Genomic DNA, 12,484 nt, shown 5'->3' on the forward strand with positions numbered 1-12,484 from the left:
TTAGGACATCGGCTGACGCCTGTAGCTGCTCGGCGACAGTCCCGTCAGTTTCTTGAATACTTTGCAGAAATAGCTATGGTCCGAATAGCCGACAAGCCCGCTGATCTCGTTGATCGCCAGCTCCCCTTCGCGCAGCAAACCCGCCGCTTTGCCGATGCGAATCTTGTTCAAGTGACCCGCGAACCCGTCCGGGTTATGCGCGCTGAAGGTACTCGACAGATACGACGGATTGAAGTGAAAATGCTTCGCCATCTCCTTCAGCGTCAGCGGTTCGGCGTAATGCGCTTCCATATAGTCGAGCAGCCGCTTCATGTTCGCGCCCCCCGTCCCGCCTTCGGCCGCTGCCATGCTGACGTCCGCGCAGCCAATCGCCTCTTCCACGAACGCGAACAGCCGATCAGCGGCATCCTGGGCGCAGCGCGATTCGTTGATCGCATTGAACGACGCGAACTTGATGCGCTCAAGCGGCTTCACGTCGTATCCCGCGTTGCCCAACAGGACGATAATATTGAAGATGATGTTGCTCAGAAATGATTTGTATTCGAACGCGTCCGTCGTGTAACAGGCGGACATCGCGGCAACGTGCTTGCGCAGCTGGCCGAACGCGGCATCGAATTGCCTGCGGGCCAGGTCCGCGGCGAACCGGTCCAAGGGGAACGGAGGGGCTGCCGGCACGGACGCGGGGAGCTTGCCCGCTTCAATCAGATGCCGCTCCGGGAAATAAAACCCGGCTTGCAACAGGCCGCGCAGTTTGCCGCGGTACGTGTCGCCCAAGCGATGGAAGCCGGCGAACGGTTCCGTCAGCGCGACGAAGGCGAGCGGATCGGCTTCCCGGACCGCCGCCGCCGCCGCATCGGCCAAGGCTGCCGCCGCGTGCTCCGCCTGCGCGGCGTCATAATTCAGCACGGCGAGCGTGACGTTCGGTTCGGATAGGAGTACGTACGTCCGGATATCGGCCGAACCGGAAGCCGCGGACTCGGCCGCCTCCGCGATCGTCCGCAGCACCGCCTCTCCATCGGTCTGCCGTCCGTTCGCCGAACACTCCATGCCGAGCAGCCGGAACGCCCCATAGGGGAAGGCACGGCGAATTTCTTCCGCATCCGACTCCGTCTCGTAGCCCGCGATCATGCGCTCGATCTCCCGCCGAATATCCGGGCCGTCTTCCCGCTCGGCGCCGATCGGGCGAAGCGAGCCGATTCGGCCGGCGGTCTTGCGCAGCACGCCGAGCAGCTCCTCTGTCTCGAGCTTCGGCTTCAGAATATAGTCGGCCACGCCGCTCTGGAACGTCGCCCGCACGTAATCGAAGTCCCCGAAGCTGCTCAGCACGACGACCTCGATGCCGGGGTACGACGCTTTGACGGCTTTCGTCAGTTCGTTGCCGTCCATGACCGGCATGACGATATCGGTCAGGACGATATGCGGCCGCACCTTCTCGATCAGCTCCAGCGCTTCCTTGCCGTTGCCCGCCTCGCCCGCGATGCAGAAGCCTTCCTGTTCCCAATTCATATAATGTTTAATGCCTTGCCGGATCAGGATCTCGTCGTCCACGATCAATACTTTGCACAGCTCTCTCGCCGCCATCGACATCTCCTCCTAATCGAGCCTTTTCGGCTTTATTTATTAAGGTCTGCTCACAATCTTCGCGTCTCCATGCGAATATGGGATCGTATGCGCCCGCGCTCGCGGATAAACGTCTCCGGATCGCGTCTATGCCGGCGTCCCGCCATGTAACCGCATACATACTTTACTACAGGCGTGCCTGGATTGGATAGCTCGTCTCGAACTCCCGGGAGAAGATGCGCGCCGGACGCGTCTCGTCGATTCGATCGATGCTGGGCGAATGACCAGACCTTAACGCGGCGAACGCAAGCATTCTTGCGAAACGGAGGCGCGGCCTGGCGCGTGTCGCGAAATGCCAAAAGGCCGCTCCGCGGCGGCCCTTTCTCCTCTTCGATTCTTACCTTTCCTTGCTCCCGCTCACCCCAGCCGTCCCGGCTTCGGCATCGTCCTCGATTGCTCGACCAGCTTGCGCGCTTCGTGGCGGTCGAGCACCTGCAGCTTGTTCAGGATGTTCGAGACGTTGTTCGCGACCGTCTTGGCGCTAATGTGCAGCCGGGCCGCAATCTGCGCGTTCGTCTCCCCGCCGGCGATGCACTGCAGAATGTCCGCTTCGCGGCGCGTCAGCTCCGCGAACAGCGGGTTGGCGGACAAGCCGCCGATCCCGGCGGGCTCCGGCGCGGGAGGCGCCGCGAAATAATGCATCATCCGCTCGGCGATCTCCGTGCTGAACACGGCGCAGCCGCTGCCGACCATCCGGATCGCCTGCAGCAATTCCTCCTCGTCCGCGTCCTTGAGCACGTAACCCTTCGCCCCGACGCGCATCGCGGTGAAGACCGATTGGTCGTCCCGGTACATGGTCAGGATCAGAATATTGATCGACGGGTATTTCTCCTTAATCGCTTGCGTCGCTTCGATACCGTTCATCCCCGGCATCCGGATATCCATCAGGATCAGATCCGGCAGCAGCTTCTCCGCCTGCGCGATCGCCTCTTCGCCGGTGGCCGCTTCTCCGACGACCTCCATGCCGTCGATCGTCGCCAGCAGGCTGCGCACCCCGTTCCGAAACATCGGGTGATCCTCGGCTATCACGATTCTCATGCCAGCTTCTCTCCTTTATCCTTGCTCGCTTCCGTATGATTCAGCGGCAGCTGCGCCCAGACGCGCATGCCGCCCGTCTCCAGCCGTTCGAAACCGCATTCGCCGCCGATCTCGGCCGCGCGCTCCCGCATCGACATCAGCCCGATGCCGCTCGACATGCCCGACCAAATCGGATGCTGCGGATTGCTCGCGCCGTCGTCGCGAATCTCGACGTACAGCCGCTCCCGCTCCATGACGGCCAGCTGCACCCGGCATACCGTTGCGTTCGCGTGCTTGACCGTATTCACCATCGATTCGGTCACGATGCGGTAGACGGCGACCTCCACCGCCGCCCGCAGCGCCGGCAGCGCGCCCTCCACGTCCAGCTCGAAGCGCAGCGGCTTCGCGTTCTCCTCCCCGGCCAGCAGCAGAGCAGGCTTGCTCAGCTCGTCCATGCGAGTGCGGATTGCTCCGACGAGCCCCAGCTCGTCGAGCGCCGGCGGGCGCAAATCGTGCACGAGCGTGCGGATATCGCCGACCGTGGAGCGGATCGTCGAACGCAGCTCATCCAGCATGGCGATCGCCGCGGCGGGATCCCGCTCGACGAATTTGCGGGCGGTGGCCGCGTTCAGCGCAAGCGCCGCAAGTCTCGGAGCGAGATCGTCGTGCAAATTGTTGCGAATTTGCCTCCGCTCCTCTTCCCGTGCGAGCACCAGCTTCTCGCGCGACTCCTGCAGATCCTCGGCCAGCTTGCGCATCGCCTGAAGCATGTCCGCGTTGTTGACGAGCGGACCGGCATGGCGCAGCAGCACCTCCAGGAACAGATTGTCTTCGGCGGAGAACGCCTCGCCCGGGGACCGGCTGGCCGCATATACCGTGCCTAGCGCGCGTCCGCGATGAACGACGGGGAATGCCTGCAGCTCATGCTGCCCGCGTCCTTCGCCCGCTTCCGCGATGACCGTCTCCTGCCCCTCGACGCCGATCGCGACGCCGACGTACGGCAGACGCAGCGCTTCCTTGACCTTGCCCGCGATCACCTCGAGCATCGCTTCCGGCGCCAGCGGCTCCGCCATCTGAACGCCTAGCTCGAGCAGGACGGCATAGGGATCGTCGTGACGGCCTTTGAGCATCCGGTTCACCTGCCGCTGCAGCCACTCCTTGATCGGCGCGAACGCGACCGCCACGAGCGCGGTGACGATGAACGAGACGACGAGCGGGTTCCAGTTGTTCAGCACTTTACCCAGATACAGGACCGAGGCCGCGTACAACAGCACGATGGCGAGCGTAAGCGCCCCGTACACGATCGTCCGGTTGACGAGCGGGTTGATGTCCCACAGCCGCCGTCTGAGCAGGGCGAGCGTCAGCGTAATCGGCAGCGCGGCGAGCGTCATGTGCAGCGCGGCGTTCAGCCAGATGAACATGGTCGCCGAGCCGTCGTTCACGACCGGACTGAACATAAGGGTGATGATGGCAAAGCCGATGAACGTGACCGAGACGCCGTAGACAACCCACTTCGTCTGTTGGCGCTGTTCGGGCGTGGAGACGTTGCGGAACCGGTGCACCTGGGAATAGATGAGCAGCGCCACCGTGGACAAGAACCAGACGAACTGGAAAACGATCGGCAGCCCGTAGTGCTCCCACATGCTGCCGCCGCTAAAGAAATTGATCAGGTTCTGAAGCATGATCAGCACGAAGGCGTAACGGCTCCACCGCGGCACGAACGTGCCGTTCGGGAATAGCAGGCAGAACAGCGAGACCGCCGACCACGCGATCGTCGAGACGCCCATGAACCACTGCTTCAGGAGCGGCGTTCCTTCCGATCCGACCATGACGAGCGAAGGGAACGTCGTGCCGAAGGCGACGAGCGCGAGCGCGCCCAGCAGTCCCATCGGCTCCCGGCCGCCCTTCCATAAAATAATGGCCGCCGACGCGTAGAAGAGCATCGTGAACGAAACGTCGATCAGCACGAGCCACAGCGCCGTCTGCTGGACCGGCATCCCGCCGGGCTCCATCCCGAGCGCGGGCACCGACAAGCCGCACCCCGATGTAATGCAGCGGTCGATTAAAGCGTGGTAGTAATTCGGTATGCAATTGATGTAGAGCGCTGCCGTCGCGAGGAAGAAGACGGTGACGAGCAGCATATAGATTCGCGTCGTTTTCATGCCTTCATTATAGCGTGCGTCGCGTAGGGTGAATATGCCAAAATCGCGTTTTCCCGGGTCATGCCCGATTTTCCCGGATTCCGGGCGCCGAATCTTCCTGGAAAACCGAGGATGACCTACCCTGCCATCCGTGATTGCGCCGGAGGTATGATGAGAACAGATCGAAACCAACCTTAGGAGGCAATGAACAAAATGAATGTTAATCGCGTAATTCAGTGGCTCGGCATGATTTGTTTGATCGCGGGGATCGCGAGAATGGGGATGACCCCGACGTCGCTGATTTGGGGCACGGACAGCGTACAGGAGCTGACGTTCGGCTTCATCGCCTGCATCCTCATGTCCGTCGGCTCCATCGCCCTATATATGGTGCAGTCCCGCGAGACCGGCATCCTCGGCTTTATCAGCACGCTCGCCATTATTATCGGCAACGTCACGACGACGGCGCTCGTATTCACCTCGTTCCTGCCCGGCTTCCAAGAAATCGCCGAAGGCAGCGCCGTAGCGGGCATTACTCAAATGATCGGCATGATCGGCATGGCCGGCGGCACGCTGCTGTACGCCATCGTCACCTTCCGCGCCAAGGTTTTCCCTCGCTGGGTCGCGGTCCTTCACGTCGTCATGCTGCTGAGCATCTTCCTTCCGATCGAGGATAACAAGTACTTCGCGTTCTTCTGGGGCTTGTCTTACGTCGGCGCCGGCCTGTGCATCTGGATCGGCAAGCTGACGCCGCGTTCGGTCGAAGGCAGCAAGTTCCCGGCGTAACCTACGGCTTGCTCAGACTCACGAAATCACCACGCTTCCTCTAGCTTCGAAAAACCACGCAACGATTAACGGCCACCCCGACAAAGAAACAAAGCAATCGCGAAGATTGGTCCCCATCCCCCCTCCCCGCTCGCGCCTGCCGGCAGCCCCTTGACCTGCCATCCCCGCAGCGCGTAGGCAACCGCTCCCCTTAGCGCATCACGCGCTCTCTCAACCGGTCCATCCCCGCCATATCCACCCGAAGTCCAAAAAGCCGCTCGCACCGGTTAGGCAGCCTGTCTGCCCGGTGCGAGCGGCTTTCTCGTTTATGAGCGGGGGCGATATTCGGCCCTGTGCCGCTATTGCGCATCATACAGCACGGACGTATTCCGCAGCCGCCACAGCTCCGCCGCCTTGGCCTCCACGTAAGCCGTCGCCGCGTCCGAGAAGGCGTTGCCGAAGCTGAACCGCTTCACGCCGAGCGCCTGCAGCCGCGCCGCGTCCGTCAAGCCAGGGAGAGACATCACGTTCAGCGGCAAGCTAACGTTCGCGACAACTTCCGCGATGTCCGCCTCATCCCGCAGACCGGGCACGAAGAGCCCGCTGGCGCCGCTCTCGGCATACGCCTGGCCTCTTGCGATCGTCTCCGCGAGCGGCTGCTCCAGGAGGAGATACGTATCGGCGCGCGCATTAATGAAGAAGCCGTCATGCCCGTTAGCATCAAGCGCGGAGCGGATCGCATGCAGCAGAACCGCTTGTTCGCCCATCGGCTTCAGCGCCCGCGGTTCTTTCGACGAATCCTCGATATTGATTCCCGCCGCCCCGGCTTCCGCAAGACGCAGCACGTTGCTCGCGACCGTCTCCGCATCCGCGCCGTATCCCGCTTCGATGTCGGCGGAGACCGGTATGCTCACCTGGCTTGCGATCGCCCGAATCAATTCCAAATGCACCTCGAACCCGATCCGCTCGCCGTCGGCGAATCCCCGTGCGCTTGCCACGCCCCAGCTGGTCGTGCCGATGGCACGGAAGCCCGACTTCGCCAGGGCAAGCGCCGACATCACGTCCCACGCATTGCCCAGAAACAATAGTTCATCCCCGCGGTGCAATTCCTCGAATACTCGAATCCGGTTCATGATCCTCACCTTTTGCTTTGTTTTCATTTGCGCCGAAGCGCCGTCATGGACTCAGTATGGCGTATCCGCGAATGAGCAAAAAGTGTATCATTTGCATAGAACCGTTCACCTTTTAACGAAGAGAGGATTCACGCCCATGCACATCGCGCAGCACTTCTTCGAGCTTCGTGCCTACTACCGCGCTCAGCCCGATCGACATCTGTTCCCCGTTACCGTCGAGAAGCTGTCCGAGGTCTGGTACTGCACGCCGCGATACGTCAAAAAAATCGTCCGCGACTTATCCGAGCAAGGGTGGATCGAATGGCGGGCCGGCAGAGGGCGCGGACATACGTCGCAGCTGGCTTTCACCGCGGACGAGAACGAGCTCTTGTCGTCGGAGATCAAACGCAAAATGGAACAGGGACAGATCAAGGAAGCGATAGACTGGATGAACCGTTTCGGCACGCCGACCGCGCGGGAGATGCTCATGGACTGGCTGTCCGGCGAGATGGGATTCGCCCGCAGACGCGTCGCGGGCGATGCCCGGGATACGCTGCGGCTCCCCGTCCATCGCGCGCTCGAAACGCTGGATCCCGCCCTCGCTTATTACGCGTTCGACTCGCACATCATTAGCCAGGTGTTCAACACCTTGGTCGAATATGACCCGGACACCCGGGAATTGAAGCCTTGTCTTGCCCATACGTGGACGAGCAGCCCGGATGCCGCGACGTGGACCTTCTACTTGGGCAAACATATCTTGTTCCATCACGGCCGCGAGCTGTCCGCTTCCGACGTCGTGTTCTCGCTCAACCGGATTCGGCAGAGCGCGGACCGGTACGCGGCCGCATGGATGCTGCGCGATGCCGCGTCCATCGAAGCCGTCGATCCGCGCACCGTTCGCATCGCGCTTGCCTGCCCGAACGTCCTGCTGCCGCGCTTCCTGAGCACGGCGGCGATGAGCATCGTCCCGGAAGAGCTCGCGCGCGCCTCCGGCGACGCGTTCGCCCGCCAGCCGGTCGGCACCGGCTCGTTCCGCATCGCGCAGCTCGACGAGGGGCTATGCGCGCTGGAGTCATTCCCCCGTCACTTTCGCGGAAGTCCGCTGCTCGACCGCGTCGAAGTCTACATCTTGCCGGGCATCGAGGAAGGCCGGATCCGGCAGCCGGACTGGAACGATGTCCTGCCTTCGGACGGCCGTTCGCTGAGGCGGTCTTCGTCCGAGGACACGGTTCCGCCTCACGATTGGCACGATCTGGAGGCTAGATACATCTGCTGCAGCGTGCTCGCCTTCAACCTCCGCAAGGACGGGCCGCACCGGCCCCCGTCCTTCCGCCACGCGATGAACCTTCTGCTCGACCGAGAGCGGATGATCGCCGATCTGGGCGATAGTCTCATCATGCCGGCGGGCGGGTTCCGGCCTGCCGCGATCGCTGACAAGATGGCGGCGGAAAGCCGGCCAACGATCGAAGCCGATGCGGTCCGTCGGCTCCTTCTCGAGAGCGGCTACGCGGGCGAGACGCTGCGGCTATCGTCCAACGTCTATCATGAGACGGAGGCCAGCTGGATCATCGCACGCTGCCGCGCGTACGGCATTCAAGTCGAACTCGAGATTACGAACGAAGTCCCCGGACAGGCGGGCGCCGTCGAACCGGACGGATTCGATTGCCGGTTATTCGGCTACGTGCCGATCCACCCGGAAATTACGGAGATGGGCGCCTACTTGCAGCCGAATTACTTCTTGTCCGCCATCGAAGAACCGATGCTGCCATACGTAGAGGAGGTCGTGCGTACGGCATGCGCGGAGCCGGAGGAACGCGTCCGGGCGCGGCATCTCGCCAAGCTGGAGTCGCTCCTGCAAGATAGCGCCTCCGTTCTGTTCCTCGTGCACAAGAAGAACAACACGCAGTATCATCAAGCCGTGCGCGGCGTGCGCATTAATTCGTACGGCTGGGTCGATTTCCGGCAAATATGGTTTCCGTCCCAGGAGGCCGCGGCCGGCTCCCCATCCTAACAGAAGGCTGTTCCCTGCCGCCCTTGCGAAGGGCGAAGGAAACAGCCTTATTGATTTCCTGTCAATCCGTCGGCGGTCTTCGGACCGTTCGTTTATCGGCGCGCGAGTATCCAAGCTTGCGGCAGCCCCAACCAAAAACCCGATACCGGCATGATGACCGCGCCGAGCAGGCACGTCGCGAATAACAACCAGCTGAACGCGAGCGGCGGGGCAGTCCCGAGCTTCTTCAGCATCCAATCCACCGCGTAACCGAGCAGCATGAGGACGAATCCGAACATCATGAACCAGAACGCGTTCTCTCGATTGATGAGCCGCTCATTCCCGACCACCGTATTCCAGAAGCCCTCCGTTACGATGGGAATCAAATCCGAGGTGAATATCGCCAGCCCAACAACGGTGTGCAGAAGCCCCGTCAATACGAGGGATAACCCCATTTGCCTCTTCAGCCCGTTTACGTGATTCGCCATGATATCTCGCTCCTTCTCCTTGGTTACTCTTCCGCGATCTCGATTTTGCGCGCGCCTTTCGCCCTCTTCGCCGCGACAGGCTGGCGAGAAGCGCCTTGCCCGGACGGCGCGCCTTCTCCCGCGGACACGCCCCGCCCTGCCTCCGCGTCATCATCCAGGACATCGATCAAACTATCCAACACCGTGCGGGACGCGAGCAGCCACTCCTTGGCGGCCGACCGCGCATGCCGGAACGCGCCGCGCTCCTCCATTCGCTCGAATAACTCCGCCGCGAGAGATACGCCCCCGGCCAGCCGGACGAGCCGTGCTTTTCTTCTTCGCATGTCAGAATTCAGCTCCTTCCCGCCGTTTCCCGCTTGCCGAACCGGATGACGAGCCGGTCTTCCGCATAACGGGCTCCGAGCACGGCGCGCCCCATCAGCGGCCTCGGTAGCACGACCTTCCTTTTGTACGCTCCCGCGTTGACCGTCAGCTCGTCGCCGTTCTGTGTCAGATCGAGTTCCTGCTTGCTGGCGAACGGGATGCTCAGCGTGAGCAGCATCTCGCCATCCGCCTCTTGGATCTCCTCGGTTCTGCCGGCGAACAGCATCGCCGACGGATCCAGTTCCCCGAATACGAGTTCTGCCAGCTCGCCGAGCACCTCGGTCCCGATCGCCTCTCTCGGCAGCAGCGGCGCCTTCAGAATCGGAAGCGGCTCGAAGTTCTCGCGAATCTCCGTCTCGTACTGCTTCTGAAGCGCGCGCCAGTGCGCGAAGAAGCCATCGCCCGCCTCGTCCGGCAGCACCCGGTTCACGATGACCGCGTCGGTGTGGAAGCCGAACAAGTTCAAATAGGTGAACGAACGTTTCGCCTCCGCCAGCACCATCTTCTCCGGATTGATGACGATGCGCACCGACGTGACCGCGGGGTCGAGAATGATCCGCTGCATGTCCTCGAGCCCCCGCGCGAACCGCTCGATCGTATCCAGCACGTCGTCCGACGGAAGCTCGACGCCCCCCACGAGCTTCGACACCGGGCGGACGAGTTTGATCAGCCGGCGCTCGTGCGGGAAAATTTTGTCCAGCCACCAATTCAGCACGTTCGGATAGCTGAGCAGCCGCAGCGTCTCCCCCGTCGGCGCGCAGTCGACCACGAGCGCGTCGAATTGGCCGCTCTGCGCATGCTTCTTGATTTGCAGCAGGCTGAACAGCTCCTCCAAGCCCGGGAACACGAGCATCTCCTCGGTCGTCACGTCGCGCAGCTGCGCCTTGTCGAGCATCGCCGTCAGCCACCCTTGCACCGCGCCCCAATTGTTCTCCGTCTCGCGAAGGCTGCTCACCTCCTGTCCCCACAGATTCGGTGCGAGACAGACCGGATCCGGCCCGATCGGCATGGCGAGCGAATCCGCCAAGCTGTGCGCGGCATCCGTGCTGAGGATAAGGGTACGCTTCCCCGCCTTCGCCAACTTTACCGCCGTCGCCGCCGCGATGCTCGTTTTCCCGACGCCGCCTTTGCCCGTATAAATGATAATCCGCATAACCCCAGCCCCTTTTAGTACGATTTCGTAGTAATTATCGAAAAAAGAAACCGGTTCGACCCGGTTACTCCTCGATGCGAATCTTGACCGCCGGCGTGCGCGTCTCCGCAGCCCGCGCCGGTCCATCTTGCTGCAGCACCTTCGCCGCCTTCAGCAGCAGCACGGTGAACTGCTCCATCTCTTCGGGCGTGAACGCCGTCTCCAGCTTGCCCAGCACCGACAGCATCATCTGCTCGGACTCCTTGGCGATCGCGCGCCCTTCCTGCGTCAGGGTGACCAGCTTCACCCGCTGATCCTGCGCGGACGTGGCGCGGGCGATGTACCCTTTGCGCTCCAGCCGCTTGGCGATGCTCGTCATGGAGCTGAGCGGCGCGCCCATCTCGGACGCCAGCTCCGTCATCGTCGAATCGCCGCGGAACAGCAGAACGAGCAGCGTCGATAGATCCGAACGCGTCACCTTCTGTTCAAGCGGGTGCGAATCGAGAAAAGCGAACGGGCGCAGTCCGGTTCGAAGAAAGAGGTCATATAGCTGATGCATGCCGGAAGCTCCTTTAGGGGTTGTTCAACAAGTCGCTTTCCCGGTGCTGAATCGTCGACTTTTCGAACACATTTTTAGTACGAATTCGTAGTAGTTATGACGTTAATTTACTACGATATCGTATTATTGTCAAACAAAAAAATGGAAGCTCGTCCCATAGGATCGAGTTTCCATTCGTCAGCGCCGCTATTCGACTAGCCTTTCATCCAGAACGTATTCAAGTGCGCCGTCTTGAAGCCCGCCTTTAGCATGTTGCCGTGGCTAGCCGTGCCGAATTCCACGTCCGTCGCGACGAAGTCCAAGCCGAGCGCCATCGCATCCGACAATCGGCGGCGAATAAGCGATGTCTGGCAGCCTCTTCCCCGATATGACTCGAACGTATAATCGTTGGCTAAGTATCCGGACTGACCATAGATGAACATGGAGCCCATCGCTGCCGCGGCGCCATCGATCCGCAGCATGTAATTCGCGAAGTCCGGACGGTGAAAATAAGGCTTGGAACGCGCCATCATTTCCTGGGTAATGACCATGCCGCCGCCATGCGATTCGCGAATCCAACCGACGAACGCTTCCGAAGTTTCCTCCGTCACGCGCTCGATCTCGAACTCCGAATGCCAGTCCGCATCGTCACGCGTCTCCGCATACATGTATACCAATTGCTGAACCGGTATATAGCCGCGCTCGTTTAGCGACCGGGCAACCGATTCCGTCATGCCGTCCGGCGTGAGCTCGAACGACGGGGACGCCTCGCCGTATTCGGCCAGCAGCTTGTCCAGCTCGGCGACGCGCCGCGGTCCGAAGCCTTTAATCCTATTATAGTAGGGAGATGCTTTGTCCCCGTGGTCCATCAGCAGCTTGCAATCCCCCGAATCCCGAACCTCGAGACGCCTTGGCGCGGCGCTCAGCGAACGGGCCGCGTTCAGCTTCGTCAGCTCCAGCTCGACCTTTTCGATGCGTTCGAGAATTTCCCGCGGTTTGTATAGGTTCACTTGTAGTTCCTCCTCAAGATGTCTGCCGCCTATTGGGTGAGGCTTCCGACTACGAACACCGCGATCGCGGCGCCGAATACGGCAGCCAGCGGCTTCTATTTGCTCTCATTGTTCGTTTTAAAATACCAGGAAGCGGTTTCCCGGCACAAGTAGGCGATCTATAGCGCATTCCATGCCGCCCGGATGCCGTCTGCCTCTCCAATAAGCAGCAGAATCGAGAGCCGCGTCACGCCCATCGGTCTGTCGTACGACGGTTCCGCCGTCTCTTGCCATTTGCCTTGACTGTTTTCCATTCATACTCTCGCGACGTT

General features: G+C 61.5%; 12 protein-coding genes. 2 read left to right on the forward strand and 10 right to left on the reverse strand.

Annotated elements, in window-relative coordinates:
- From BCM02_RS08630 to BCM02_RS08640, 3 genes are all read right to left on the reverse strand, one after another.
- On the reverse strand, positions 1-1,581 hold the full coding sequence (locus tag BCM02_RS08630; RefSeq protein ID WP_148928636.1) for a response regulator transcription factor: 1,581 nt from the start codon (positions 1,579-1,581) through the stop codon (positions 1-3).
- Positions 1,582-1,977: 396 nt separating this feature from the next.
- Positions 1,978-2,658: a response regulator transcription factor gene (locus BCM02_RS08635; RefSeq protein ID WP_148928637.1), complete on the reverse strand. Its 681-nt coding sequence runs from the start codon at positions 2,656-2,658 to the stop codon at positions 1,978-1,980.
- Complete coding sequence (locus BCM02_RS08640) at positions 2,655-4,799, reverse strand: GAF domain-containing sensor histidine kinase (protein WP_148928638.1); 2,145 nt, start codon at positions 4,797-4,799, stop codon at positions 2,655-2,657. Before BCM02_RS08640 ends, BCM02_RS08635 begins: the two co-directional genes overlap by 4 nt.
- Positions 4,800-4,991: 192 nt before the next feature.
- On the opposite strand from BCM02_RS08640, the gene BCM02_RS08645 reads away from it, so the two are divergent.
- Positions 4,992-5,561 carry a hypothetical protein gene (locus tag BCM02_RS08645; RefSeq protein ID WP_148928639.1) on the forward strand — a complete coding sequence of 190 codons (570 nt, stop codon included), beginning with the start codon at positions 4,992-4,994 and terminating at the stop codon, positions 5,559-5,561.
- Positions 5,562-5,899: 338 nt separating this feature from the next.
- Here the strand turns inward: BCM02_RS08645 and BCM02_RS08650 are convergent, their stop codons facing one another.
- On the reverse strand, positions 5,900-6,673 hold the full coding sequence (locus BCM02_RS08650; RefSeq protein WP_148928640.1) for an isocitrate lyase/PEP mutase family protein: 774 nt from the start codon (positions 6,671-6,673) through the stop codon (positions 5,900-5,902).
- Positions 6,674-6,809: 136 nt separating this feature from the next.
- Here BCM02_RS08650 and BCM02_RS08655 point away from each other — a divergent pair, with 136 nt between their 5' ends.
- A complete protein-coding gene (locus BCM02_RS08655; RefSeq protein ID WP_187434082.1) occupies positions 6,810-8,663 on the forward strand; it encodes an ABC transporter substrate-binding protein in 1,854 nt (617 codons plus the stop codon).
- A 92-nt stretch (positions 8,664-8,755) separates the two neighbouring features.
- Here BCM02_RS08655 and BCM02_RS08660 read toward each other — a convergent pair whose 3' ends face one another.
- The 6 genes from BCM02_RS08660 to BCM02_RS36285 form a co-directional block, all read right to left on the reverse strand.
- On the reverse strand, positions 8,756-9,130 hold the full coding sequence (locus tag BCM02_RS08660) for a DUF6463 family protein (RefSeq protein WP_148928642.1): 375 nt from the start codon (positions 9,128-9,130) through the stop codon (positions 8,756-8,758).
- Between the two features lie 23 nt (positions 9,131-9,153).
- Positions 9,154-9,453 (reverse strand): hypothetical protein, encoded by a 300-nt coding sequence (locus tag BCM02_RS08665; RefSeq protein WP_148928643.1) that lies wholly within the window; start codon positions 9,451-9,453, stop codon positions 9,154-9,156.
- Positions 9,454-9,461: 8 nt separating this feature from the next.
- Entirely contained in the window at positions 9,462-10,646 is a 1,185-nt protein-coding gene (locus tag BCM02_RS08670; protein ID WP_148928644.1) for an ArsA family ATPase, read from the reverse strand.
- A 64-nt stretch (positions 10,647-10,710) separates the two neighbouring features.
- The gene (locus tag BCM02_RS08675) at positions 10,711-11,184 is read right to left on the reverse strand and encodes a MarR family winged helix-turn-helix transcriptional regulator (RefSeq protein ID WP_148928645.1); all 474 of its coding nucleotides are present in this window, start codon (positions 11,182-11,184) and stop codon (positions 10,711-10,713) included.
- Between the two features lie 194 nt (positions 11,185-11,378).
- Positions 11,379-12,173: a hypothetical protein gene (locus BCM02_RS08680; protein WP_148928646.1), complete on the reverse strand. Its 795-nt coding sequence runs from the start codon at positions 12,171-12,173 to the stop codon at positions 11,379-11,381.
- 158 nt (positions 12,174-12,331) lie between these two features.
- Positions 12,332-12,466 (reverse strand): hypothetical protein, encoded by a 135-nt coding sequence (locus BCM02_RS36285; RefSeq protein ID WP_281288155.1) that lies wholly within the window; start codon positions 12,464-12,466, stop codon positions 12,332-12,334.
- Between the last annotated feature and the right edge of the window lie 18 nt (positions 12,467-12,484).

It is taken from the genome of Paenibacillus methanolicus (genome assembly GCF_008124765.1).
Lineage (GTDB): Bacteria > Bacillota > Bacilli > Paenibacillales > Paenibacillaceae > Paenibacillus_Z > Paenibacillus_Z methanolicus.